The organism is [Zimmermannella] bifida NBRC 103089, from assembly GCF_001570925.1.
In the GTDB taxonomy this organism is placed as follows: domain Bacteria; phylum Actinomycetota; class Actinomycetes; order Actinomycetales; family Microbacteriaceae; genus Gulosibacter; species Gulosibacter bifidus.
Window position 1 is genome coordinate 42,540 of record NZ_BCSP01000008.1, and the last position, 25,113, is coordinate 67,652.

Genomic DNA, 25,113 nt, shown 5'->3' on the forward strand with positions numbered 1-25,113 from the left:
CGCCTAGTAGTACCAGGGGAACGGTGACCAATCGGCGTCGCGCTTCTGCAAGAACGAGTCGCGACCTTCAACGGCCTCATCGGTCATGTAGGCAAGGCGCGTGGCCTCTCCCGCAAACAGCTGTTGGCCGACCAGCCCGTCGTCGACCGCGTTCATCGCATACTTGAGCATGCGGATAGCCGTGGGTGACTTGGTCAGGATCGTTTCGGCCATGCGAATGGCTTCGGCTTCGAGCTCGTCATGCGCAACCACGCGGTTGATGGCGCCCATCTCGTAGGCGCGCTGGGCGTCGTATTCCTCGGCGAGGAAGAATACTTCGCGCGCGACCTTCTGCCCGACCTGTTTCGCGAAGTACGCCGAACCGTAGCCGGCGTCAAACGAACCGACGTTCGCATCCGTCTGCTTGAACTTTCCGTGTTCGCGCGAGGCAATCGCCAGGTCGCATACGACGTAGAGCGAGTGGCCGCCGCCAGCCGCCCAGCCGTTGACGGCCGCGATGACGACCTTGGGCATGAAGCGAATTAGGCGCTGCAATTCGAGGATGTGCAGGCGGCCGGCACGCGCCTTGTCGACCGTCTCGGCCGACTCACCATCGGCGTACTGGTAGCCGTCGCGACCGCGGATGCGCTGATCACCGCCGGAGCAGAAGGCGTGGCCGCCATCCTTGGGGCTCGGACCGTTACCGGTGAATACGACCGCACCGACCTTCGAGTTGACGCGAGCGTCCTCGAACGCCGCGAGGAGTTCATCCACCGTGTGCGGACGGAAGGCATTGCGAACCTCGGGACGGTCAATCGCGATGCGCGCGATGCGACCGGACGTGTCAAGGTGGTACGTGATGTCGGTGAAATCAAAGCCCGGCACCTGCTCCCAACGCTGGGAGTCAAAGCCGTCGGAAATGAACTGTTCACTGCGCGCTGTCATGCCCCTACGCTACCGGCTGCTCGCCACGTCACCGTGGATTTCGTGGGCACTCAACCATTTCGCAAGCCCGCAAGATTTCGGATGCGCCGGTATCGCTACCAGTTGATTGGTGCGTCGGGCAGCGTGCCACCGTTCAAGATGAACTGCAGCACAGTGTTGAGGACCAGCCAGGCCGGTGGCCCCGCAATCCCAAGGCCCAAGATCAGCGCCACAATGCCGGTACCGCGACCGGACTTGTAGAAGATGGCGTAGAGCGCGGCCGTAATCGACGCGAATCCGACGATCCCCGCGATGATGAGCCACATCTGCAGCTCGAACTGGCGCGAGACACCAAAGAAGTTAAAGAGGTACAGGACCGCAATGATGTTGGCGGCGAGCGTAGTGGTGACGCCAAACATGGCCCAGTGTCCCACGCGCCAGCCGAGCGGGTTGAGCATCTGATCGACCCACGGCAGCGGCACCACGGTTGCGTGACGGTACTGCGGCAGGGCATCTTTCGGCGACCTCGACCGGGTAGACCCGGCGGCCACGGCTCCGGATGATGACACAGCGCCAGGTGACGGCTCGCCACGCGTGATTCGCTGTTGCAGCATCATCTATACCTCAATTCGTTGTTCGCCTGCCGACCGTCGCCGGTCGCGCTGGCGGTCTCTCATCATACCGAGCCGTCCGTTCGGATTACTAGTAACGAATCGATTGAGCTTGTCCTTGTGCACAGCCCGAACATCAAATGTTCGTGGCAGGACGCGCAGTCATCCGCAGGAATCCAGTGAACTATCCGACAATGGAACGCATGTCCCCCACCCCACCCGCGGCCGAAGACGCCCGACACTTGCCCGCATCCGACTTGCTGCCCGGGCCGTGTTCGCTACCCGGGCTCGATTCGCTATTGGCGCGCACCCACGTGGTGTCGATTCCGCTGCACACCGAGTTCCGCGGCGTACGCGAACGCGAGGCCGTGCTGATCGAAGGCACCGAGGCGTGGGCCGAGTTCTCGCCGTTCCTCGAATACGGTGCAGCCGAGGCCGCCCACTGGCTTGCCGCCGCACTCGAGTTTGGTTTCGACCCCGAGTTGCACCGCTTCGAGTCGGGCACGGTCGCAGTCAACGCCACGATTCCGGCAGTTTCAGCGGATGCGGTTGCTTCGTTGGCCGCACGGTATCGGGGGTGCGGCACCGTCAAGATCAAGGTCGCCGAGCGTGGCCAGCAGCTGCACGATGACGTCGAGCGCGTGATCGCGGTGCGGGAAGCGTTTGGCGACGTCGCGATCCGCGTGGATGCGAACGGCGGCTGGAGCGTGGATGAAGCCGAACGTGCCCTGCGCGCGTTCGCTGCCGAAGGCATCCAGTTGCAATATGCCGAACAGCCGGTGGCGACCGTGCCCGAACTTGCCGACCTTCGCCGCCGCGTGGCCGACCTCGGCGTGCGCATTGCCGCCGATGAGTCGATCCGCAAAGCCGACGACCCGCTCGCCGTGGCCCGAACCAGTGCCGCCGATCATGCCGTCGTGAAAGTGCAGCCGCTTGGTGGCGTGCGCCGCGCTGCCGAGGTTGTGGCGCGAAGCGGACTCACCGCCACCGTCTCGAGCGCGTTGGAGACATCGGTCGGGCTCAGCATGGGCGCGCAGCTCGCCGCTCGCTTGGCCGAGGGCCAACAGTCACCGTTCGCCGCCGGGCTCGGCACGCTGGCGCTGTTTGCGGCCGATGTATGTAACGACCCGCGCCTGCCCGTGAACGGTGCGATTCCGGTGGCACCTGCGGTACCGGATGCATCCCGGTTGCGTGATCTTGCCGCATCCGGGGCCCGTCGCGACTGGTGGATTGAGCGCATTCGCGAGTGCTACGCGATGCTGGCGAGCTAGCGCACCCCGTCGGCCAAACGGAAAGAGCCGTGTCAGCACCTGCCGGCAGGGTTTGTTGCCACACGGAGCCTGCGAACCGCATATGTGGATGGACCCGCTCCCAGGCAACAATTCTTGCCCGGCATCAAACAAACTTGCGGCCGTTCAAACGCAACACCCCCACACCAGGCGGTGCGGGGGTGTTGTTTGCGTAGGCCTACAGACCCGAGTAGGCGTGCAGTCCCTTGAAGAAGACGTTGACGATACCGAAGTTGAAGAGCACCGTACCGAAGCCAATGATCGACAGCCAGGCCGAAGGTGAACCGCGCCAGCCGTGGGTTGCACGGGCGTGCAGGTAGCCGGCGTAGACGATCCAAATGATCAGCGTCCAGACTTCCTTGGTGTCCCAGCCCCAGTAGCGCCCCCAGGCGGCTTCGGCCCAGATCGAACCGGCCACCAGCGTGAAGGTCCAGAAGATGAAGCCTATGACGTTGAGGCGGAATGCCAGATCTTCGAGGCGAACCGCACCGGGCAGCGCTGTGAGCGGGCCACCGGCCGCGGCACCGCCACGCACCTTGAGCTGGCGACGCTGCTGCAGCAGCTGCAGGATCGACAGGCCACAGCCGAGGGCCAGCAGACCCGTCGACAGTGAGGCGACGAAGACGTGCACAACCAGCCACCACGACTGCAGCGCTGGCTGCAGCGGCACAACTTCAACGTAGAACCCGAGCGAGGCAATACCCAGCGACAGCGTCACCAGACCAGTCACAAACGAGCCCAAGAAGCGCAGGTCTTGCCAGGCCTGCACCGCAAGGAATACGCCAGTCACGATGAGGGTTGCCGTCATCGAGAACTCGTACATGTTCGACCAGGGCACACGGCCCGCGGCGATACCGAGCAGCACCGTGGCGGCCAGGTGCAGCACGAAGCCGATCGCCGTAGCGATCATGGCGTATGGCAGCAGCTTGGTCGCGTTCTTGTCGCGGAATTCTTCGCGAGCGACGGATGCGGTGCCTTCGCCCTTTGCGCGGGTCGCGAAGACGCCGCGGTCGGTACCGTGAATCGAACTGCTGATACCTGCGCTGCGGGTGACCGCATCCGCACTGCCCTCGGCAGCGCTGACCATCCCTGCAGCATCGGCACCGACAGCCGCACCAACAAGCTCACGCTTGCGCGCGGTGGCACCTGCTGCCGAGGTCGCGGCGCTCGCCTTCTGCTGCTTCGACCCGCGCAGGGCGATGTCGAAGGTAAAGCACACGAACGCTACCGCGTACACCACGATGGCGGCGAACAGCAGCGAGTTTGACCAATTCGAGAGCGTTTCGATCATGATTCCAGATTCTTAGCGTTGATCCGGCTGGCCGGAAGATTCTTTCCAGGATAGAAGCTCTGCGGTGATTGCGGCCACGAGTTCTTCAATTGTGCGTGCCAATTGCGGGTCTTCGCCGCGCGCCAATCCGGCAACTTCGATGAGCAGCCCCGGTGTGGTGCCCCCAGCGGCGGCCTGCTCGCTGACCTTCACCCACACGCGGCGGCGAGGCACGAGCAGCGCCACAATGAGCCCAGCAATCATCAGCCCGGTGAAAATCGCCACCGGTACGCGGGTGTAGTCGCGATGCACGTCGAAGGATGCGTAGCGCGGCACGGTTTCGTCCATCGAGATGGTGCCGAGGCCGTTTGGCAGGTCGACCGTCTCGCCAGGGCGCAGCTCGATACCGGCGACATCGGTACCGCGGCCAGCGATCTGCGTCAGGCTGTCGGTGTCGAGCTGGTACACCGAGGTCGGAATACCGTCGTCGAGGCCGAGGTCACCCTGGTACACGTTGAGCGAAAGTACCGGGTCGTTGAGGTCTTGGTGCGACGAGGTCAGTGCGCCCGATTCGAGCTTGCTGGCGGTCGGGTAGAAGAATCCGAGCAGACCGATCTGTTCCTTGAGTCCGTCCGGCACCTTAACGACACCGGTCGAGGTGAGGTTGTTGTCCTGCGGAATGAACACCACGTGGTCGCGGAAGACTTCGTTGCCCTTCGGGTCACGCACGGTGATCGTGGGCGCGTAGCCGTTAGCCAGCAGGTAGGTGTCGATGCCGTCGAGTCGCAGCGGGTGGTTCACTCTCACCGAGTCGTCGTAGCTGCTGCCGTCGGGATGCGTCACGGTCACGTTCGCCGTGTAGTCGGTCGCGATACCGATGGCGTTCTTGTTCTCGGCTTCGTAGGTGACGTCGAGATCGTTCAGTCGCAGCGAAAACGGTGGAATCTGATCGGGCTGAAAGAACCGGCTCGGGGTGAACGACGAGTAGCTCACGAGACCGTTGACGTAGGTCTGCCCTTCAACGAGTACACGCTGACCGTGCCAGTTGAAGCCCGAGAACACACCGACCGAAACGATGATGCCGAGCATGGCGGCGTGGAACACCAGGTTGCCGGTTTCGCGCAGGTAGCCGCGCTCGGCCGATACCGACCAGGATGCACCGGGTCGCGCATCCGTACCGCTCGCGTCGAAGCGCGTGGTGCGGTAGCGACGCTTGCGCAGCAGCGCATTCGCTCGTTCGGCAATCGCGGCGCCCTCGCCCGCCCAGCGCTCATCGAGCCGGATCGTCTCGTAGTCGTCAAATCGCGACAGCCGCGCGGGCGTGCGCGGTGGCTTGCCGCGCAGGGCCTTGGCGTGCTTTGCGGTACGCGGGATGATGCATCCGATGAGCGAAATAAACAGCAGCAGGTAGATCGACGAGAACCACCACGAGGTGTACACGTCGAACATGCTCCACGAGTCGAGCAGCGGCGCGAGCTCGGGATTCTTGTCGAAGTATTGCGTGACGCCGTTGGGGTCACTCGAACGCTGCGGCACCAACGAGCCGGGCACGGCCGCGACGGCGAGCATCAGCAGCAGGATGATCGCGGTGCGCATGCTCGTCAGGCCGGTCCACAAACCGCGCAACATCGGTGCGATCGTTACGTTGCGGCGCTTGGGGGCCGTGCGGGGGTTGGTCACGCAGTTACCTTCCTAGAGCGGAGCCTGGTAGCCGGGCAGCATAGCGCCGACGGCCGAGACGAATTGTTGCCAAAGTCCGGTCATCATCAGCAGACCGATGATGATGAGCAGTACGCCGCCGATGATGTTAATCGTGCGCAGGTGGCGCTTAAGCCAACCGATCCAACCGGTGGCGCTGCTCCAGAACACGGCTGCGAGTACGAACGGGATGCCGAGCCCAAGACAGTAGGCAAAGGCAAGCAGTGCGCCGCGGCCGGCAGAGGCGCCCTCGAACGAGAGCGACTGGATGGCTACGAGCGTGGGCCCCAGGCACGGCGCCCAGCCGAGCGCAAAGATGGCGCCGAGAATCGGTGCACCAACGAGGCCGGCGGGGGCCGCGTTGAACTTCATCGTGCGCTGCCACGGGCCGGAAAGCCCGACAAATACAAGGCCCATGAGCGCGACGATGGCGCCAAGAATCGGCGTGATTGTGTGTTGGTAGCGCAGGAACCACACCCCGAGCTGCCCGAATGCGGCACCCGAAAGGACGTAAATAACCGAGAAGCCCAGTACGAACAGCGCCGCACCGAGGGCAACCCGACCGCGCGCCGGAGCCGCAACCGCACCTGCCTGCGTGGCGGACGCATCCGCATCCTGTGCATCGGCAGATTCATCGCGCTTGCGGGAATCCGAAACAGCACCGAGCAGCCCCAAGTAGCCGGGGATCACCGGCAGAACGCAGGGCGAGGCGAACGAAACGAACCCGGCCAGCAGCGCGAGTGGCAACGCCACCAGCAGCTGACCCGAGTAGACGATTTCGCCGGGGTTCACGGCCGGGTCACTCGGCCAACACGTCGTCGATCATGGTGCTGAGCACCGATGGATCGGCCACGCCACGGATCACCGCAGCAACGCGGCCCTCACGGTCGAGCACGAGCGTCGATGGAATCGCCTGCGGCGGTACGTTGTCGCTGAATGCCAAGCGCACTTCGGCCTTGTCGACGTCGAGGATGCTCGGGTAGGTCACGCCGAACTCGGCGGCAAACGACTTGGCGGTTGGCGCCTGGTCGTACACGTTGACGCCAACGAAGTGCACGTTCTTCGATTCGTATTCTTCATTGAGTTTTTGCAGGTCGGGTGCTTCGGCACGGCAGGGCGGGCACGCCGCGTACCAGAAGTTCACGACCATGACATCGCCCGAGTAGTCCGAGCTCTTCAGGTATTCGCCGGTATCCGTGTCGCCACCGAACTCGATCGCGGCACCGCGCTGGTCCTTGGCGATAACCTTCATCGATCCGTCGCCGGCGACATACCCCTGGTCAGATCCGGCGGCGTAATCCTGCGCGAAGTCGTCGCTCGCGCATCCCGTCAGCACGAATGCGCTCGCTGCCAATACGGCAATTGCGGTTCGATGAAAACGTCGGTTCACACGGCTCCCTTGTCTTCGGCCGCACGCAATTCGCTCGCGGCCGGTTCGCGATAGTCCGCCTCTACAAAACCTGTAGCCGGGTGGTACTCGAGCACGGTGATGCTCGAAAGCGAGCAGCGGCGGCTTGCCGGGTTGTGCGGCAGTGGCCGATTATTCACCGAACGGTGCACCATCCAGATAGGCAACTGATGTGTGACAACGATAACATCTGCGCCGTTTGCGGCTTTTGCGTGTGCCATCAGGGCTTCCCGCATGCGCGCAACGATCTCGGTGAACGGTTCACCCCAGCTCGGCACCCACGGGCGAGCCATCTTTGGCCATTCCTTTGGCCGACGCCAGGCGCCGTCACGACCGCCGAGCTTCTTGCCCTCGAACACGTTCCACGGTTCGATCACGCGCGGCTCGATCACCGCATCCATCCCGAACGCCTCAAGAATCGGCGCTGCCGACTCCTGCGTGCGCTGCAGCGGCGAAACGACAATGCGCCCCACCGGCAGTTCGCGCTGGGCAAGGTCGTCGGCGGCCATTTTGGCCATGCGGTGGCCACGTTCACTCAGACCGTATCCGGGGATGCGGCCGTACAAGATTCCCTCGGGGTTTTCGACTTCACCATGGCGGACAAGGTGGATGCGCTGCTCCTGCATGAAGATAAGCCTACGGATGCAGTTGGAAAATGCACCGAAAGCGGGTCAAAGGTGCGTGCCGCGCGATAGGCTGACCGGGTGATGCAACGAACTCTGATTTCCGCACTTGCCGCCCTCGAGAACGGACCGGTCAAGGTCCAGGGATGGGTAGACACCGTCCGCGACCAGAAGAAGGTCCAGTTTGTCGTCCTCCGCGACGAAACTGGCGCGCTGCAGCTGGTGAATCCGCGACTCGAAGGCCGCGAAACCATTAGCGACACGATCTCGACGCTCGCGCAGGGCACGATGATCACCGTTGAAGGTGAGCTCAAGCACGACGAGCGCGTCAAGCTCGGCGGCCTCGAGGTCAAGATCTCGTCGATCAAGGTCGAGTCCGAAGCCGACCCCGAGACCCCGATTGCCGACGACTCGTCGATCGACAAGCGTCTCGACTACCGCTTCCTCGACCTGCGCACCGCACGCAACAACACCATGTTCCGTGCCCAGACCACCTTCGCGCACGCAATGCGCGAGTACTGGTACGAGCGCGACTACATCGAGGTGTTCTCGCCGAAGCTCATGGCCAGCGCTTCGGAATCGAAGGCAGAGCTCTTCAAGGTCGATTACTTCGACCGCCCCGCCTACCTGGCTCAGTCGCCACAGTTCTTTAAGCAGATGGCGCAGTCGGCCGGTTTCGGCAAGATCTTCGAGATCGGCCCGGTCTTCCGCGCCGACCCATCGTTTACTTCGCGCCACGCCACCGAGTTCACCGGTGTCGACGCCGAGATCTCGTGGATCGACTCTCACCACGACGTCATGGACATGCAGGAAGCCCTGATGCGCACGGCACTTGCCGCGGTCAAGGAACGCCACGGCGACGCGATCAAGGAACACTTCGACGTTGACATCAACGTGCCCGAAACACCGTTCCCACGCATCCCGCTGCTCGAAGCTCGCGAAATTGTGCAGTCGCGCGGCCACAAGTTCGAGCGCAACGACCTCGACATGGACCCAGAAGGCGAGCGCGAAATCGCTCGCTGGGCCATGGAAGAACACGGCAGCGAGTTCGTCTTTCTGACCGACTACCCGATGTCGATTCGCCCGTTCTACCACATGAAGCACGAGGACGACCCGACCCTCACGAAGTCGTACGACCTCATCTGGAACGGTGTCGAGATCTCGACCGGTGCCCAGCGCGAACACCGCGTTGACGTCCTCACCGAGCAGATCCGCGAAAAGGGTATGGAACCAGAAGAGCTCGACTTCTACATCGAGTTCTTCCGCTACGGCGCTCCCCCGCACGGTGGTTTCGGTATGGGCCTTGCCCGCATGATGATGCTCATGCTGCACCAGCCAAACCTGCGCGAGGTCACCTACCTGTTCCGCGGCCCGAACCGCCTGCAGCCGTAAGCGCATCCGCGCCCTAGTGGTGCTGCGTGGTGGCCAGCAATTGTCTGGCTCCCGCAGCACCATTACTGTTTTCCCGGCGTCACATCGTTCCGACGACTGGATGCGAGCCGGTTTGCGTCAGCGACCCGCGGTAAGCGCCTGACGCAACCGCGCCGCATCCACAAACCAGGTCGCGTGTTGCACACCATTGATGACGACCACCGGGATGAGCTCACCGTAGAGGTCTTGCAGCACCGGGTCTGCCGCGATGTCGTGTCGCTGCAGCGTCGCCCCGGATGCAGCGCATTCGGCCGCCACGATCGCGAGGGCGTCCTCGCAAAGGTGGCAGCCGGGTCGCTCGTAAAAGTCGACGACCATTACGGCATGACCGCTTCGTCTGGGTCGAGCTTCTCGCCCACGTGGAACTTGACGCGCCAGCGCAGCAGGAAGATCGAAATCACCGCGGCGGTCAGCGAACCGAGGATGACACCGAGGTGCGCGAACTCCAAGAAGCCCTCGGAGCCACGGAACGCGAGCTCACCGATCAGCAGAGACACCGTGAATCCGATACCTGCCAGACCACCGAGCGCGGCGATATCGCGCAGGTTGAGGTTGTCGTCGAGACGGAATGCCGGCAGCTTGTGCAGCAGCGCGACCGTCGTGAAGATACCGAGCGGCTTACCAACGAGCAGGCCCAGGAACGCAGCGAGGAAGACCGGATTGGCCAGCGCATCCGTGAAACTACCGGAACCCGCGGCAAGCGGCACACCCGCGGCGAAGAACGCGAACACTGGCAACGCGATGGCCTGCGAGAGCGGGTTCCAGTCGTGCTCCATGTCTTCGGCAAACGAGATTTCTTCGCCCTTGCGTGCGATCGCCGGCACCGTCAGGCCGAGCAGCACGCCGGCGATGGTGGCGTGCACGCCCGAAAGCAGCATGAAGTACCAGGCGAGGATGCCGAGCGGAATGAGTAGCCAGAACTTGTAGACGCCCTTGTTGACGAGCAAACCGTACAGCGCGATGGTCGCGATCGACACGAGCAGCCACACGAGGTTGAGGTTGGCGGTGTAGAAAATGGCGATCAGGGTGATGCCGAGCAGGTCGTCGACAACGGCGAGCGTCAGCAAGAAGATGCGGAACGGCGAGGGCAGCCCCTTACCGAATACTGCAAGCAGACCGACGCAGAACGCGATGTCGGTCGCAACCGGAATTGCCCATCCCTCGCTACCGCCCTGGCCGCCGATCGCGATCGTCACCGCAAAAATGATCGCGGGCACGATCATGCCGCCGAGCGCCGCTGCCATCGGCAACGATGCCTTGCGCGGGTCGCGGAGCTGGCCGGTGACGAACTCACGCTTGAGCTCGAGACCGACGACAAAGAAGAACACGGCCAGGATGCCGTCGCTCGCCCAGTGCGCGACCGACATGTGCTCGATACCGATCGCCGGGATCGGCAGGTCAATCTGCTTGAGCCCCTCGTACCAGCCCGAAAGCGGCGAGTTCGCGAGGATCATCGCGACCAGCGCTGCGAGCAGCAGCATCGTGCCACCAAACTTCTGCGAGTTCAGGCGCTCTTTGAGTGAGAATGTGTCGTCTGGTTTGTTAGTGAGTGCGGGCAACAGCGAAGCTCCTCGTTGAACAATCTGCTCCGGATGCGTGATCCGGCCAGAACATCGGGCATGAAAGCAATACCGCTGACCAGACTTCCCAGCACACCTGGTGAGCAAGTCTAGGTGCCGAGCGGGGTCGCTGGCAAAATTCGCGCGTTGACATCACCCACCGTTTCCCCGGCTGGACCCGCATCCGCCCTCGACAATGTTCGTTTTGCCGTGCCACGGCCGCCACCACTGCGGAAGGCGTGCAAAGTCGGCCTCAACAGCACGCAGGCGTTGACGTTGCGGCCGATTTTGCACAGTATTCGGCCTCCCCAGTGTGCAAAGTCGGCCTCAAGTTTCGCGGTAGACGGGATGCGGGCGGGATGCGGGCGGGATGCGGGCGGGATGCGGGCGGGATGCGGGCGGGATGCGGGCGGAAACGAAGAAGGGCGCCAACCCGAAGGTCGGCGCCCCATCCCGGAAAAAATTCCCGAGATTACTTCTTGTTGCGACGCTGGTGGCGAGTCTTACGAAGCAGCTTGCGGTGCTTCTTCTTCGACATACGCTTGCGGCGCTTCTTGATTACAGAACCCATGATGTTTCCTCTGTTTAGTTCGTGCTGCGCTCGGAATCCTTCGCCCTCGCGAAGGCACATCCGATAATTTTACATGCTTGCGAGCGACTTAGGCAGTTTGTTGTCCACCGTGTGCAATACCGCGGATCGCGTCATTGACGGCAGACTCCGGAACTCGGTACGAGCGGCCAAACTTCACTGCGGGCAGTTCACCGGCGTGAACCATGCGGTACACGGTCATCTTCGAAACCCGCATGAGTTCAGCGACTTCGGCGACGGTGAGGAAGCGCACGTCGGACAATTCAGCTGCCATTAGATCGCGGCTCCTTCTCTACTGCTCGTCACTGGTGTGACAATTGTGAACGCAAGTGCTGAAACAAGACTAGGGTGTCGCTACTGGAATTGCCACATTCTGGCGTTATTCTCTCGGACTCTCCGACCAACGTCTGACCTTCGCAAGCACGCAGCTATAGCCGCGTCACCCGCATCCGAGTAGCATCGATCGCATGCCGAACTCCGGTACCGGACCGCACGCTCAACGCCAAACACCAATAACGCAGGTGCGCGGCGCATATCAGCGCATGAAAACGAAGTCGCCGAGCCGGTTCGCCGTACTCATTTTCACCGGCATCATTTTCATTTGGGCTGGGCTGCTGATGCTCCCGATCTCGAGCGCCTCCGGCGAAGTCACGCCGTTCGTTGATGCGCTCTTCACCGCGGTCTCGACCATCTGCGTCACCGGTCTTTCGGTGGTCGACATGTCGTCACACTGGTCGCCATTCGGCGACGCAGTGGTGTTCGCCGGCATCCAGGTGGGTGCCGTGGGGGTCTTGACCCTCGCATCCATTCTCGGTGCCGTGGTAACCCGCAAACTTGGCCTGCGCCAGAAACTCGTCGCCGCATCCGACGGTAACTCGCTGCGTTTGCACGCCGGCGCCGTCTCGGAATCGCAGGCGGTGCGTCTGGGCGAGATCGGCGGCGTGTTGGTCACTGTCGTCAGTTCGCTGGCAATTATTGAGAGCATCGTCGCAGCCGGTATCTTCCCCGCACTTGTCTCAAACGAGAACTACAAGTCCTGGTGGCAAGCACTCTTCGACTCTTACTACTTTGCGGCGAGTGCGTTCACGAACACCGGGTTCGTGCCCACAACGCACGGACTCGAACCGTTCGTAAACGACGCTTGGGTACTCGGATGCTTGGCCACGGCCGTGTTCGCAGGCTCGCTCGGTTTCCCGGTCATTTTTTCGCTCGTCCGCTGGGCGCGCACCCGCCAGCGCCTGGGTCTGCACGTCAAACTGACGCTGGTAACAACCGTGGCGCTGTTCTTCGCTGGCTGGGTCGCGATCTACTTTCTCGAGGGGAACAACGAGGCAACTTTCGGCACCCTCAATGACGGGATGCAGCCATTTACGGCGGGATTCATGTCGGTCATGACGCGTTCGGGCGGGTTCGCGACCGTCGATATCGGTCAAATGAACGAATCAACCGTCTCGGTGATGAGCATGTTGATGTTCGTTGGTGGCGGCTCAGCTTCGACCGCTGGCGGTATTAAGGTCACGACCTTTGCCATTCTGTTCTTGGCCGCGGTGGCCGAAGCTCGCGGTGTCAAGGACATTCAGGCGTTCCGCCGTCGCATCCCGGTCGATGTGCTCCGCCTGGCGATTTCGGTCGCCCTGTGGGGTGCCACGATCGTGGCGTTCGCGTCGATCGCGATCATGCAGGTCAGCCAGGCAAGCATGAAAGAGGCGGTGTTCGACACGATTTCGGCCTTCGCCACGGTGGGGTTGAGTACCGGCCTCACCGAGCGCCTCCCGGATGAAGGTGTTTACATACTCTCGGCAACGATGTGGCTCGGCAGAGTGGGAACGGTAACGTTCGCCGCTGCGCTCGCATCCCGCCAGAAGAAGCAGCTTTACACGCTGCCCGAAGAAAGGATCATCGTTGGCTGAACCAGTTTCGGCGAGCTCGCCCGTTCTCGTCATCGGCCTCGGACGCTTCGGTGCGGCCACGGCCGGCGAACTCGATCGCCTGGGTCGCGATGTGCTCGCGATCGACACCGACCCCGATCTCGTACAGAAGTGGGCGGAGCGCGTGACGCACGCCGTGCAGGTGGATGCGCGCAATATCGAGGCGCTGCGTCAGATCGGTGCGCAGGAATTTTCGATTGCGGTTGTTGCGGTGGGTACATCCATCGAAGCGAGTGTGCTCGTGACGGCAAACTTGGTAGACCTCAAGATCCCGCAGATTTGGGCGAAGGCCATGTCGGCGACGCATGGCCGCATCCTGCGCCGTATTGGTGCGCACCACGTGATTTTCCCCGAGGCCGAAGCTGGCCACCGTGCCGCGCACTTGGTCAACGGTCGCATGCTCGACTTCATCGAGTTCGATGACGACTTCGTGTTGGCGAAGCTGTACCCACCAAAGCAGATTCGCGGCCAGTCGCTGCGACAATCGCAGATTCGCAGCCGCTACCAGGTGACGATCGTGGGTGTGAAGTCGCCGGGTCACGAATTCACCTATGCCGAGGCCGATACCGTCATCTCAGACCACGACATCATCATCGTCGCCGGCATCCCCGAGGATGTGGAGAGGTTCGCGGCCCAGCGGTAGCTGCGGCCGCGAACAAGACAAACACAGTGCGGCCCAGCGCTAGCTGCGGCAGCAGGTACCACGGCTCAGAATCTGCAAAGTGGTGCGGTATTCCAACATCGCAGGTGCGCTCCCCCTCCAACCCTCGATACGTGCACCACTCTGGAGACCCCCATCCCGGTCAACGCGCGAGGAACCCCGTAAGCTCGTGGGTATGCGCATGAATGTCGAATCGTTCAATCTTGATCACCGTGCTGTCGTGGCCCCGTATGTGCGAGTCGCCGACCGCAAGCAACTGCCGGGTGGCGACACCCTCATCAAGTACGACGTTCGGTTCAAGCAGCCCAACCGCGAGCACCTTGAGATGCCCGCGATTCACTCGATCGAGCACCTCACCGCCGAGCTCATGCGAAACCACACCGAGCTGCTCGTCGATTTCTCACCCATGGGCTGCCAGACCGGCTTCTATGCGATCATGCTCGGTGTCGAACTCGACGAGTTCCTCGCCCTGCTAGAGACTTCATTCCGCGATCTCCTTGCGGCCGAGGCCGTTCCTGCAGCCAACGAAGAGCAGTGCGGCTGGGGCGAGAACCACTCGCTCGCTGCCGCGAAGCGCGAAGTGCAGGCGTTCTTGGACGCGCGGGACGCCTGGCAGCAGGTGTTCGCAGACGCAACCGCCTAGGGAGCTGCCGTGTCGACGCAATCCGCACCCGTATGCATCCTTACCGCCATGCCCGACGAGGCGGCACCCTTTCTTGAGCTCTTGGAGCAGCCCGAAGCACTCGCCGCTCCCCTTGCGAATGTCCGTGCCACTCGCGGCACGCTGGCGAGCCACGAGGTCGTGCTCGTGACGACCGGCATCGGCCTGGTCGCTGCAGCATCCGCGGCAACTTGGGCGATCCACACGCTGCGGCCGTCTGCAGTCTTCTCATCCGGTAGCTGTGGCGGGTTGGCTGCCGCCACCAATGTCGCCGATATTGCCGTGTCGGATGCGGTCACCTACGGTACCGCCGACGCCACCGAGTTCGGCTACGAGCGCGGTCAGGTACCCGGGCAGCCGGTGCGCTTCGCTGCCGCCGAATCGGTCGTCGCTCGTGCCCGGGAAATCGCTGCCACCGACGCCACTTGGCACGTTGGTCGCATCCTCTCGGGCGACACCTTCGTGACCGCACGCAACGTTGCCGATATGCGCGAGACGTTCCCCGACGCCGTTGCCGCCGATATGGAAAGCTGTGCTATCGGACAGGTCTGCGCCGCAATGTCGGTGCCGTTCGTCTCGGTGCGCGGTATCTCCGACCTCTGTGGCCCCGCTGCCGGGCAGGACTTCCACGTTGGCGTCGACGTCGCTGCCGCACGTAGCCGCGATGCGGTACTGGCGCTACTGCCTTAGCTACCGGCAGCGCGCATCCATTCGGAGTGCCCTAGCGCGGTTCGACCTGCAGTTCGAGCAGGTCACGCAGCAGGAGTCGGTCGACCCGCTCACCATCGCCGGCGAGCCATTCGCCCACTTCGAGCAGCAGCCTCTCGACATCAACCAGGCGCACGTTCGGCCAGGTGCGCGAGTTGTCGAGTTCGAGCTTGCCGAGCGCATCCGGTGCCACCGCAATCCAGCCACGCACCTGCGCCGCATCGGCAAAGAACTCGCGCAGCTGCGCGACCCGGTGCGGGAACTCCTGGGCTGAGTTGGCGTAACCGAAGTCATTGCGCAGCAACTGCCCGCGCGCATCCAATCGGTATTCGCCGGGGCGCCAAAGCTGGTCGTCGATGAGGGCGAGTCGGTGCCCGGCGAGCACCGCGTGCGAAATCGTCGCCACCTGCTCATCGGAACCGGGTAGGCGGATGCCGTGCACAATGCGCACGCCGGGAATCCGCGTGAGCGCATCGAGCTGCTCGCCAATAATCTGCTCGGCAAAGCGGCGCCTCACTGGATGCACGCCGGGGGCCGAGTTTCGCATGGCTGTCGCGCCGGCAGCGCCCCAAGTCTGTTGCTCGCTATCTGCAGGCGGCGCGCTCTCGTTCGCGATCTGGCAGAGGATGCGTTCCATCTCGTTGCGCTGCGAGTGTCGCGCCATCGCCCACCACGCGGCAGGAATCAGCCCCGCAATAACGAGCATCGCGGCACCACGCATCGACATTCCGGGCACCTGCGTGACGTCGCCGTTGAATAATCCGGTCATGGCGACCACGAACGAAATCCCCGCATCCACCGCCGCGAGCGCAATGGCGGCGTAAAAGACCATTCGCACCCATTGGCTTCGAATGCCTTGCCAGCGCACGGTCATCCATAGCAGCGAAAGCGCCGTTGTGGCCCACAAGATCGGCAGCCACGGTGCGGCAATGGCCGAGTCTTCGACCAGTTGCCAAGCATTGGATGCAACGAGCGCAATGAACAGCAGCACGAAACCGATGATCGCTCGCGGGCTGGCAGCACGGCGCAGCGGCCGAGCCGGTGGCCAGACATCCGGAACTTCGTGCCAGTTCTTGCGGTACCAGCCCATGCGCCAGGCGGTGACCTGCGGTTTCGGGATGCGGTCAAATTCGGGAATATCGCTGCTACCGGCGGCGGTACTGTGCGCGTGTGGTGACGGCGGTTGCGGCCGCGAGCGCGGCACGCGCTGCTGTTGGCGCAGTCGCGCGCCGCGGTCACGCTGCTGCGTGATGATGCCGTGCCGGGCGGCGAGCCAGGCATCGTGTTCGGCTCGGTGCTGCGGGTTCCCCAGCACCTCAACGGCGAGACGTACGCGCGTAAACTCGCTCGCATCACCACCGAGGTCGGGGTGAGTCTGGCGCTGACGCCGGCGCCCGGCCTGACGAATCTCGTCGGCAGCAGCATCGGGGCTGATGCCGAGGACGTCGTAGAGGTTCTCGGGGAAGTCGCGCAATGTCTGAGCCTTCGGTGTTGCGGTGCGGGCGGATGCGGGCGGGTAGGTTGGGTGGGAGCGGGCGCTTAGGCTTCGGCGGCGAGTTCTTCGCTGCGTCGGATGTTCGCGTGGATCGCTCGGCTGATGATGTCACGCACCTCCGACTCGTCAAAGACTCGGATCGACTGTTCGGTCGTTCCCTTGGGGCTGGTGACGCGACGGCGCAGCTCAGCGGCACCGAGTTCGCGCTGGCGGGATGCGAGTTCGCTTGCCCCGAGGAACGTCTGGTGCGCGAGGTCTGCCGCATCCTGCTCGCTGAGGCCGACTTCAATACCGGCATCGATGAGCGATTCGATGAAGTAGTAGACATAGGCGGGGCCTGAACCCGAGATCGCGCCCACGGCGGGGATCTTCGCTTCGTCGACGGTGACGACCGAGCCCACTGCCGCGAAGATCGTTTCGGCAATCTGCAGGGCTTCGGCATCGGCGGCGGTGCCGGCCGCGATACCGGTGGCGCCGAGGCCGATGGCCGCCGGGGTGTTTGGCATGGCGCGTACGACGCGGATGCCGGCCGGTACGGCGGCTTCGATCGTCGCAATCGTCGTGCCGGCGGCCAACGAGATCAGCACAGTGCCAGGTTGGAGCGCGTCGGCGATTTCGCGCAGCAGGTCACCGAGCATCTGCGGCTTGACGCCGAGCACAACAACCTGCGCGCCGCGAACTGCGTCGAGGTTCGCTTCCGGATGCTGTTCGAGTGAGATGGCGTCAACGCGCGGCTCGTTGTCGTATTGCGCGGCGCTCGCCTGCGAACGCGTGGTGACGCGCACCGGTTGCGTGTCAACGAGGCCCTTGGCGAGCATCCCTTCAAGGATTGCCCCGGCCATATTGCCGCTGCCGAGAATCGCGACGGTGGGAAGTGGCATGGTCGAATTCGTTGAGGAAGTCACAGTTAACGAGTCTATGGTGGTCGAAATTATTGCTTGCGAAAAAGCGGCGTATTCGCTCGTTTTTCGTACACAACACGGCTAAGTTGTTGCATACCTGCACAGGTTTCCACGATGGGAGACACGATGACCACCACCGGAATTAGCGAAGCGATTCGCGCGGCGATGCTCGCAAGCCCATATGTGGGCGAGGTGGCAACGATTGCGGTTGACGAGACCGAGGCCACGGTCGCTGTTCGTTTTTCGGTGTGCAATGTGCGCGAAGTGTTTGCGATGCCGCCGCTCATGGCTGAGCTGCGTTCGAGCATCCGCCGCGCGCACCCAACGGCCAAGCAGATCTTCCTCGAGCCTGACTTCACGGAGCGTCGCGCCGAGCCACTGTCGACCGAAGCCATCGTGATTCGCGGCTGGGACTAATCCCCGGTCTTCCCCGCTCCTCGGGCAACCGCAGTGCCGTTTGGCCCGCGCTTGCGGTCAACTTGCCGGCTAGTCAGCTTGCACTAGCGCGACTGCGTGCCGCGCGTAAAAAACTGCTGCAGCGGCGCCGCACATTCCGTTTCGAGTACGCCGCCGATGACTTCGCAGTGCAGCGGCAGCCGACGGTCGCGAAGCAGGTCGTACACCGACCCTGCCGCCCCGGCTTTCGCATCCCACGCCCCGAACACCACGCGCGCAACGCGTGCCGTCAGCGCCGCCCCGGCACACATGACGCAGGGCTCGAGGGTCGTCACCAGCGTGCAATCGTCGAGCCGCGAGGTGCCGAGCGTGCGGGCCGCTTCGCGCAGCGCCGCAATCTCGGCGTGTCCGGTCGGGTCGTGATCAGCCTGGCGGTGGTTTCGGCCGCGGCCGACGACGGCTCCGGATGCGTCGGTCACGATCGCGCCAATCGGCAGGTCGCCGGTTTGTTGCGCGACGGCCGCCTCATCGAGGGCGAGACGCATCCATGCCTCGTATCGTGCTGGTACCCGCATCCGTACTCTTTCTGCTTGTGCTGCTGCGGTCCCGCTCGTTACGGGGTTTGTTGGTTTCACCCACAGCGCCTGGCTACGCTAATGGTATGCAGCTGCACATTGCCAATCATCCACTCATTAGCCACAAGATGACGCTACTGCGCGACCAGCGCACGCAGTCGCCGCTGTTCCGCGAGCTCGTTGCTGAGCTCGTCAACCTGCTGAGCTACGAAGCAACCCGCACGCTCCGAGTAGAAGAAGTACCAGTCACGACGCCGGTTGCTCAGACCACCGGACTGCACGTATCGCAGCCACTGCCGCTGGTTGTGCCGATTATTCGCGCGGGCCTCGGCATGCTCGACGGCTTCCTCAAGCTCATGCCGCACAGCGAAGTGGGCTTCATCGGCATGCGTCGCAACGAGACCACGCTCGAACCCGAGACGTACGCGAAGCGCCTGCCTGACGACCTCGCGAACCGTCAGTGCTTCGTGCTCGACCCGATGCTCGCGACCGGTGGTTCGCTCGCCGCAACGGTGCAGTACCTGCTGGATGCGGGTGCTACTGAGGTCACGGCAGTCTGTTTGGTTGCCGCACCAGAGGGCATCGAGTTCATGGAGGAGCACTTCCCCGGCGACAACGTCCAGGTGGTCGTGGCCGCACAGGACGAGTGCCTGAACGAGCACGGCTTCATCGTGCCGGGCCTCGGCGACGCCGGCGACCGCCTCTACGGCGCCGCAGAGTAGCTTCACCGAGCCCAGCGGGTTCAAACCCACGCGCCCGGCCCACACGTCCGGCCCAGCCCCGCGCATCCAACCCAACCCGGTGCACCCGGCCAAACGCATCCAAATCCGAGTGAACATGCGCCCCTATGTCGAAACATCAGGGCGCATGTTCACTACTTGTTGGGATGCGGTGCGGGGCAGCTACTCGACCGACGGCTTGGCGTATGCCACCTGAATGAGCTGCAGGCCCTTCGAGCGGGTAACCAGCTGACCGCGACCGGCAGGGCCCGGCTTCGGCTTGACCTTACCGATGAGCGCACCCTCTTCGGGGTTACCCGGCAGCAGCAGACCCGGCGCGTTGTTGTCGGTCATCGAACGCATGAACGGATCGAACATGCCTCGTGAGGCACCACCGGTACGGCGGCTCACGATGATGTGCATACCGATGTCGCGCGATTGCGGCATCAGCTCGATCATCGGGAACAGCGGGTTACCGTTCGAGTTGTTCACCATGTCGTAGTCATCGACCAGGATGTAGAACTCCGGTCCCTGCCACCACGAGCGTTCACGCAATTGTTGCGGCGTGATGTCGGTTCCCGGGATGCGCTGCTTCAGCAGTCCTGCAATCTGCTTCATCGCGGCGGTCGCGATATCGTGCGTCGCATAGTAGCCCGCGAGGTACACATCCGGGATCTCTTGCAACAGCGAACGTCGGAAGTCGACGACGAAGAACTGCGCTTCCTGCGGCTGCTTGGCACGCATGACGTCGCGCGCGATCGTGCGCAGCACGTTCGACTTACCCTTCTCGGTGTCACCGATGACGTAGAGGTGATTGTGCTCGGCCAGGTCGAATTCGACCGGTTCGAGTCGAGCTTCGTCCACACCCAGCAGCACGGCCTTCGAATCGGGGCGAGCCTGTTGCAGGCGTTCGAGTTCGAGCATCGTTGGCAGCATGCGCAGTTTCGGACCGGGCGCACCCTGCCACGCGGCAGCCATCCGTCCCCACGCATCCGACACACCCTCAGCCAGCGACTCGGGGTCGGAATCGCTGTCGATACGCGGCAGACCCACGAGCATGTGGTGCTCCGATGCCGACAGCCCTCGACCCGGCACACCCTCGGGCACGCCCTGCGCAATCTTTGTGGTGTGAATCGAGTCACGCGGTTCACCCAGGCGCAGCTCCACGATCGTACCGAACAGGCTCTGCATGGCGTGACGCACATCGGCCTGACGCGGCGTGGCCACGAAAATGTGCACACCGAGGGCGAGCGCACGACCCGAGAGGTCCTGAATCGTGCGGTCCATGTCCTGGAAGTCGGCCTTCATGTTGTGCCAACCGTCAATCACCAGGTAGACGTCACCGTAACCGTCATCATATTTGCCTTCGGCGCGACCGCGACGATACGTCGTCATCGAGTCGATGCCGTTCTCAGCAAAGTACATTTCACGGTCGGCCATGATCGCCGCGATTTCGGCGAGGATGCGGTTCACCACATCCGGACGGTCACGGGTACCGACACCGGCGATGTGCGAGCCACCACGGAAACCGGCGAAGGTACCGCCACCGAAGTCGAGGATGTAGAACTGCGCCTCGCGCGGCGTGTTCACGAGCGACAGCGCCATGATGAGCGTGCGCAGTGCCGTCGACTTACCCGACTGCGTACCGCCGTAGATACCGACGTGACCGGCACCACCGTTGAGGTCGAGCACGAGCTTTTCGCGTCGCTGCTCACGTGGCACGTCCTTGGTACCGATCGGCACCACGAGCCCGCCCTTGGCTCGCCACGATGGCGAGTGCAGACCGAACTCACGCGAAATGGTGAGGTCGCCAAAGAGCTGGTCAAGGGTGTCGGATGCGTCCAGCGGCGGCAGCCAGACCTGGTGCGCGCGCGGCATCATCGGTTCGATCTTCTTGATCGCGATATCGAGCAGCGACATATCAGCCCACTGAGCGTCGCCTGCCAGCTCGACGGTTACTTCTTCTTCGATCTCCGGTTCCTGGGGCGTGGGATCGAGGCTCAGCACCGGGGCAGCAGTAAACGGCAGGATGCGCGCGGCAGTTTCCCGCTTCTTCGGTGCGTTCTTTGGCTTGCTCTTGCGCGGCTTTGGTGGCGCTGCCACATAGGACGCGCGGAACTGGGTCATGCCCTCACCCGCGGTCTTCAGGAAGCCGACACCGGGCACGGCCGGCAGGTTGAATGCATCCGGGGTACCGATAACCGCACGCGAGTCTTGCGCCGAGAAGGTGCGCAGACCGACTCGGTACGACAGGTGCGATTCGAGACCGCGCAGCTTCGACTCTTCGAGTCGCTGGGTCGACAGCAAGAGGTGGATTTCGAGCGAGCGACCGAGTCGACCGATTGCCACGAAGGTGTCGATGAAGCCGGGCTTGGCCGAAAGCAGCTCGGAGAACTCGTCAAGGATGATGAACAGGGCTGGCAGCGGCGGGTGATTGTGTTGCCCGGCGAGACGCGCCTTTTCGTAGTCGCGCACGTTGGCGTAGTTACCGGCCGCGCGAAGCAGTTCCTGACGGCGCACCATTTCACCGTGCAGGGCTTCTTCCATACGGTCAACGAGCGAAAGTTCGCTTTCGAGGTTCGTAATCGTTGCCGATACGTGCGGCAGCTCAGCCATACCGGCGAAGGTCGCACCACCCTTAAAGTCAACCAGCACGAGGTTGAGCTGTTCGGGCGAGTGCGTGAGCACGAGTGAGAGCACGATCGTGCGCAATACCTCGGACTTACCCGAACCGGTCGCACCAATGAGCAGACCGTGGGGGCCCATACCCTGCTGTGCGTTTTCCTTAATGTCCAGGCGCACCGGGATGCCTTCCGGCGTAACACCAAAGGGCACGTTGAGGCGATCGCGGCCTTCGCGGCGCACAATATCGCGGCTCGGTTCGAAGTCACGAATATCGGGAAGCCCGAGCAGGTCGAGCAGATCCGACTGTCGAGTTGGGTCGGATGCAACCGCTCGCGAGCGCTCCGTGCCTTCTTCCTTCGGCTTTTCGGCATAGCGCGACATCTTACGAGCGGCGGCCAGGCTGAGGGCGACCGACATCGTGTCCGAGGTCATGGTTGCGGTACCGTCGGCAAGCGTGACCAGCGAGAGCTCGTTCGTGCCGTCACTGCGAGGCTTAAGCTGCAGGCGCAGCGTCGAGTAGTCGGTGATCTTGTCCCACTCTTCGAGCAGCTCAATAATGCAAATGCCCTCGCGGTCCAGGCGTTCGCGGTCTTCCTGACCGAGTTCCACGCCGTCAACGATCACCATGAGCTGCGGCAGTGGGCTCGCCGCACTGCGGGGCCGGAATGCCGGGCGTTGCATGATTTCTTCAGGCACGAGGTCGAGCACCTCGACTACCGAGCTACCAATCATGCGCATCTGACCCACCGCATCCGTTTCGTACGAACGAACGTGCGGCAGCCACTTGGCCCAGTCCCATTCGAGCAGTGCGTCTTCGTCGGCGATGACCGCGATCATCAGCAGTTCTGGCCCGACCAGTGTGGTCAGCGACGACGTCATGGCACGGGCAAGGCTCCGGCCGTATTCGCGGAAACCGGTGATCTCGATGAGTGAGTAGTCCGAAACCGCAATGCCTGCGGGCAGACCGTCAACCGTGTCGAAGGTCTTGACGAAGCGACTCACCGCCGAAAGGCAGACCGGGTCGGCGTTCGACAGCGGCGAGAGCTCCGGCTCTTGCAGGTCGAGCACCAGCGGCTGCTGCGTCGTGCCGATGCGGGCAGTAAAGGTGACCGGATCTCGGTCGGTACGTTCCCAAAGCCGCTCACGCTGCTGCACGATCATCGGCAGCGCGGATGGTTCGGGCAGGTTCCACATGGCAAAGGCGCGCTGGTCGGCGGCACCGCGGCGAACGTCATCGCGCAGTTCGCTCAAGTAGGCAAGGTACTCGCGTCGCTGCGTGGTGACCTTGTTTCGGTGTTGCGAGATCTGTCGCCAGGTGGTGAATGCCACCATCGAAACCATCGCCACGACCATGACGCCGGCCATCAAGATCATTCTCGGGTTGGAGGTGTTCGACATGGCCATGAACACCATGATTCCCATGGAACCGAGCATCGGCACGGCCATCGCAATCACGTTTCCGGGCCCTTGTGCCTCGACAACATCTGGTGGCGGCTGAACGCTGATCGTTCCGCGTGGCAGCTTCGGTGCTTCCACATATCCAGAGCGCGGAGTAGGCACGAAATTCCAATCCGTCGAACGAGTGATTTCTTATCAGAGATCGGCACTTTTGCGCCGATTTGCTGGCCTAGACTATAGCCCGTTCAAGCAACGGGTCATTCGCGAAAGGAGGTGCCTCGACGTTGCCAGCCGCGACCACCACCGCGACGATCTACCGCAACAATGAGGTACTCGATTTTTCCGTGCCCGTTGGCACCACCGTGCGCGGCATGTTGCTCAAACTCGACCGCGGTCACGAGCGCTACCGGCTCTGCGATGAGCTGGGCCGCACCCTGGGCGAAACCGAGACGTTCGGGCAATCACTGCCGGCAGGCATTGTCCTCTATACCGCCCGACGCGATGAAGCCGACGCCTCGCAGCGCGTCGCCGAAGACATTAAGGCCGCGAACGCCCAGCGGCACGTCCCCAACCACCTGCTTGCAAGCATCCTGCTGCTCACCTGCCTGAGCCCGGTTGTCGCCCTGCTGCTGCCGGGCACCCGCGACTATTGGAGCGCCGACTACTGGCCACGGTTCGGGCTCGCGCTCGCACTGGTCGCCGCGTTCGCCGTGCTCGTGGCGCAGAAGTTCACCATCCGCACCTCTTGGGCCGGACTCGTAACCCCATTGCCAGCTGCGGCTGCTGCGGGTGTCGCGGTCATGCATCCCACCCTCATTGCCGGTTGGAGCTACGCGCTCGCGTTCCTCTGGGGCGGCACGGTCGCCGCATTCATCACGAGGTTTGTGCAAGAGCACGACTACACCGACACCGCCGTGCGTATGTGGCTGGGCTCAGCCACCGTGCTCTCCACCGTGTCGCTCGCGCAAGTACCGAATGACGTTGCCGGGCCGATCGGGCTCGCTGCGGCGATCGTGCTGCTGAGCATGAGCGCGTCGTCGTCATTGCGGGTGCCGGAGTCGCAGCTGCTCAATTTGCCCGCGGTGCTGAGCACGGCGCCCTCGGTGCACACGCCCGATGTGCCGCCACCGGCTCGCATCACATCGCGCCGCGTTCGCCACACGCTGCAGCAGGGCTCGACCCTGCGCATCATTTCGATTTCGGTGGCCTGCGTCTTGGCGATCGTGTCGATGCCACCGGTCATCGAGATCATTGCCCGTCAGACGCTCGAAGGATGGACGGCGCTCGCGCTCGCCGTGGCGACGATTGCCTGTTTCACGCTCTACCCCCGCGATGCCCGAAACGCGTTTACCCGCTGGGTGCCGCGCCTGGTCGTCATGGTGCTGCTCGGCATCGCGATTGCAACTCACCCGGTTGGCGATGTGTCGCTGTGGATTATCGGAGCCATCGTGCTCGCCGCGGCGATGTTCGGCATCGGCTTCTGGCTCAATCACGGTATGTACGCGCCCGCAATCACGCGTGCCGCAGACATCCTCGAGCAATTGGCAATCGTTGCGGCGATTCCGCTGGCGCTCGTTGCGGCCGGCGCGTTCAGCGCCGTGCGCGCCATGATGTAGCGGCCTACAGGTGACGGGCACGGTGGAGCAGCATGGTTGATTCGACTC

24 protein-coding genes are annotated in these 25,113 nt (G+C 63.3%); 9 read left to right on the forward strand and 15 right to left on the reverse strand.

Annotation, left to right across the window (positions count from 1 at the left end; genetic code table 11):
- Nucleotides 1-3: 3 nt before the first annotated feature.
- The gene (locus ZBI01S_RS07165; protein WP_066058445.1) at nt 4-924 is read right to left on the reverse strand and encodes a 1,4-dihydroxy-2-naphthoyl-CoA synthase; all 921 of its coding nucleotides are present in this window, start codon (nt 922-924) and stop codon (nt 4-6) included.
- Between the two features lie 95 nt (nt 925-1,019).
- Nucleotides 1,020-1,472 (reverse strand): hypothetical protein, encoded by a 453-nt coding sequence (locus ZBI01S_RS07170; protein ID WP_159421446.1) that lies wholly within the window; start codon nt 1,470-1,472, stop codon nt 1,020-1,022.
- A gap of 245 nt (nt 1,473-1,717) precedes the next feature.
- On the opposite strand from ZBI01S_RS07170, the gene ZBI01S_RS07175 reads away from it, so the two are divergent.
- Entirely contained in the window at nt 1,718-2,785 is a 1,068-nt protein-coding gene (locus ZBI01S_RS07175; protein ID WP_110477064.1) for an o-succinylbenzoate synthase, read from the forward strand.
- Nucleotides 2,786-2,981: 196 nt separating this feature from the next.
- On the opposite strand, the gene ccsB is transcribed toward ZBI01S_RS07175, so the two are convergent.
- From ccsB to ZBI01S_RS07200, 5 genes are read right to left on the reverse strand one after another with little or no spacing between them, the layout of a single operon-like run.
- Nucleotides 2,982-4,094, reverse strand: a complete 1,113-nt coding sequence (gene ccsB, locus ZBI01S_RS07180; RefSeq protein ID WP_066058453.1) for a c-type cytochrome biogenesis protein CcsB — start codon at nt 4,092-4,094, stop codon at nt 2,982-2,984.
- Nucleotides 4,095-4,106: 12 nt separating this feature from the next.
- Entirely contained in the window at nt 4,107-5,753 is a 1,647-nt protein-coding gene (gene resB, locus ZBI01S_RS07185) for a cytochrome c biogenesis protein ResB (protein WP_245610574.1), read from the reverse strand.
- A 12-nt stretch (nt 5,754-5,765) separates the two neighbouring features.
- Nucleotides 5,766-6,563, reverse strand: coding sequence for a cytochrome c biogenesis CcdA family protein (locus ZBI01S_RS07190; RefSeq protein ID WP_066058456.1), 798 nt, complete (start codon nt 6,561-6,563; stop codon nt 5,766-5,768).
- 7 nt (nt 6,564-6,570) lie between these two features.
- Complete coding sequence (locus ZBI01S_RS07195; protein ID WP_083524606.1) at nt 6,571-7,161, reverse strand: TlpA family protein disulfide reductase; 591 nt, start codon at nt 7,159-7,161, stop codon at nt 6,571-6,573.
- The gene (locus tag ZBI01S_RS07200) at nt 7,158-7,805 is read right to left on the reverse strand and encodes a histidine phosphatase family protein (protein ID WP_066058463.1); all 648 of its coding nucleotides are present in this window, start codon (nt 7,803-7,805) and stop codon (nt 7,158-7,160) included. Before ZBI01S_RS07200 ends, ZBI01S_RS07195 begins: the two co-directional genes overlap by 4 nt.
- 78 nt (nt 7,806-7,883) lie before the next feature.
- Between ZBI01S_RS07200 and aspS the strand changes: the two genes are divergently transcribed.
- A complete protein-coding gene (gene aspS, locus ZBI01S_RS07205; protein ID WP_066058466.1) occupies nt 7,884-9,194 on the forward strand; it encodes an aspartate--tRNA(Asn) ligase in 1,311 nt (436 codons plus the stop codon).
- Nucleotides 9,195-9,311: 117 nt separating this feature from the next.
- On the opposite strand, the gene ZBI01S_RS07210 is transcribed toward aspS, so the two are convergent.
- The 4 genes from ZBI01S_RS07210 to ZBI01S_RS07220 all read right to left on the reverse strand — a co-directional run bounded on the left by ZBI01S_RS07210 (nt 9,312) and on the right by ZBI01S_RS07220 (nt 11,655).
- Complete coding sequence (locus ZBI01S_RS07210) at nt 9,312-9,551, reverse strand: glutaredoxin family protein (protein WP_066058469.1); 240 nt, start codon at nt 9,549-9,551, stop codon at nt 9,312-9,314.
- Nucleotides 9,551-10,792, reverse strand: a complete 1,242-nt coding sequence (gene nhaA, locus ZBI01S_RS07215) for a Na+/H+ antiporter NhaA (RefSeq protein ID WP_066058472.1) — start codon at nt 10,790-10,792, stop codon at nt 9,551-9,553. The genes ZBI01S_RS07210 and nhaA overlap by 1 nt, the downstream gene beginning before the upstream one ends.
- Before the next feature lie 472 nt (nt 10,793-11,264).
- Complete coding sequence (locus ZBI01S_RS09585) at nt 11,265-11,363, reverse strand: 30S ribosomal protein bS22 (RefSeq protein ID WP_005504750.1); 99 nt, start codon at nt 11,361-11,363, stop codon at nt 11,265-11,267.
- A gap of 88 nt (nt 11,364-11,451) precedes the next feature.
- Nucleotides 11,452-11,655, reverse strand: a complete 204-nt coding sequence (locus ZBI01S_RS07220; RefSeq protein WP_066058475.1) for a helix-turn-helix domain-containing protein — start codon at nt 11,653-11,655, stop codon at nt 11,452-11,454.
- A gap of 193 nt (nt 11,656-11,848) precedes the next feature.
- Between ZBI01S_RS07220 and ZBI01S_RS07225 the strand changes: the two genes are divergently transcribed.
- The 4 genes from ZBI01S_RS07225 to ZBI01S_RS07240 all read left to right on the forward strand — a co-directional run bounded on the left by ZBI01S_RS07225 (nt 11,849) and on the right by ZBI01S_RS07240 (nt 15,321).
- A complete protein-coding gene (locus ZBI01S_RS07225) occupies nt 11,849-13,291 on the forward strand; it encodes a TrkH family potassium uptake protein (protein WP_245610575.1) in 1,443 nt (480 codons plus the stop codon).
- The gene (locus tag ZBI01S_RS07230) at nt 13,284-13,952 is read left to right on the forward strand and encodes a potassium channel family protein (protein WP_066058481.1); all 669 of its coding nucleotides are present in this window, start codon (nt 13,284-13,286) and stop codon (nt 13,950-13,952) included. Before ZBI01S_RS07225 ends, ZBI01S_RS07230 begins: the two co-directional genes overlap by 8 nt.
- Nucleotides 13,953-14,145: 193 nt before the next feature.
- Nucleotides 14,146-14,613 carry an S-ribosylhomocysteine lyase gene (locus ZBI01S_RS07235; protein ID WP_066058484.1) on the forward strand — a complete coding sequence of 156 codons (468 nt, stop codon included), beginning with the start codon at nt 14,146-14,148 and terminating at the stop codon, nt 14,611-14,613.
- A gap of 9 nt (nt 14,614-14,622) precedes the next feature.
- Nucleotides 14,623-15,321 (forward strand): 5'-methylthioadenosine/adenosylhomocysteine nucleosidase, encoded by a 699-nt coding sequence (locus ZBI01S_RS07240; RefSeq protein WP_083524607.1) that lies wholly within the window; start codon nt 14,623-14,625, stop codon nt 15,319-15,321.
- Between the two features lie 31 nt (nt 15,322-15,352).
- Here the strand turns inward: ZBI01S_RS07240 and ZBI01S_RS07245 are convergent, their stop codons facing one another.
- Together ZBI01S_RS07245 and proC are read right to left on the reverse strand one after the other, a co-directional pair.
- On the reverse strand, nt 15,353-16,813 hold the full coding sequence (locus tag ZBI01S_RS07245) for a J domain-containing protein (protein ID WP_066058490.1): 1,461 nt from the start codon (nt 16,811-16,813) through the stop codon (nt 15,353-15,355).
- A 65-nt stretch (nt 16,814-16,878) separates the two neighbouring features.
- On the reverse strand, nt 16,879-17,715 hold the full coding sequence (gene proC, locus ZBI01S_RS07250; protein ID WP_066058493.1) for a pyrroline-5-carboxylate reductase: 837 nt from the start codon (nt 17,713-17,715) through the stop codon (nt 16,879-16,881).
- Nucleotides 17,716-17,862: 147 nt separating this feature from the next.
- Here proC and ZBI01S_RS07255 point away from each other — a divergent pair, with 147 nt between their 5' ends.
- Nucleotides 17,863-18,153: a hypothetical protein gene (locus ZBI01S_RS07255; RefSeq protein ID WP_159421447.1), complete on the forward strand. Its 291-nt coding sequence runs from the start codon at nt 17,863-17,865 to the stop codon at nt 18,151-18,153.
- Between the two features lie 83 nt (nt 18,154-18,236).
- Here ZBI01S_RS07255 and ZBI01S_RS07260 read toward each other — a convergent pair whose 3' ends face one another.
- A complete protein-coding gene (locus tag ZBI01S_RS07260; protein WP_066058498.1) occupies nt 18,237-18,707 on the reverse strand; it encodes a nucleoside deaminase in 471 nt (156 codons plus the stop codon).
- A gap of 86 nt (nt 18,708-18,793) precedes the next feature.
- Between ZBI01S_RS07260 and upp the strand changes: the two genes are divergently transcribed.
- The gene (gene upp, locus ZBI01S_RS07265; RefSeq protein WP_066058501.1) at nt 18,794-19,429 is read left to right on the forward strand and encodes a uracil phosphoribosyltransferase; all 636 of its coding nucleotides are present in this window, start codon (nt 18,794-18,796) and stop codon (nt 19,427-19,429) included.
- A gap of 180 nt (nt 19,430-19,609) precedes the next feature.
- Here upp and eccCa read toward each other — a convergent pair whose 3' ends face one another.
- Nucleotides 19,610-23,611 (reverse strand): type VII secretion protein EccCa, encoded by a 4,002-nt coding sequence (gene eccCa / locus ZBI01S_RS07270; protein WP_066058505.1) that lies wholly within the window; start codon nt 23,609-23,611, stop codon nt 19,610-19,612.
- 122 nt (nt 23,612-23,733) lie between these two features.
- On the opposite strand from eccCa, the gene ZBI01S_RS07275 reads away from it, so the two are divergent.
- Nucleotides 23,734-25,065, forward strand: a complete 1,332-nt coding sequence (locus tag ZBI01S_RS07275; protein WP_066058509.1) for a ubiquitin family protein — start codon at nt 23,734-23,736, stop codon at nt 25,063-25,065.
- The last annotated feature ends 48 nt before the right edge of the window (nt 25,066-25,113 follow it).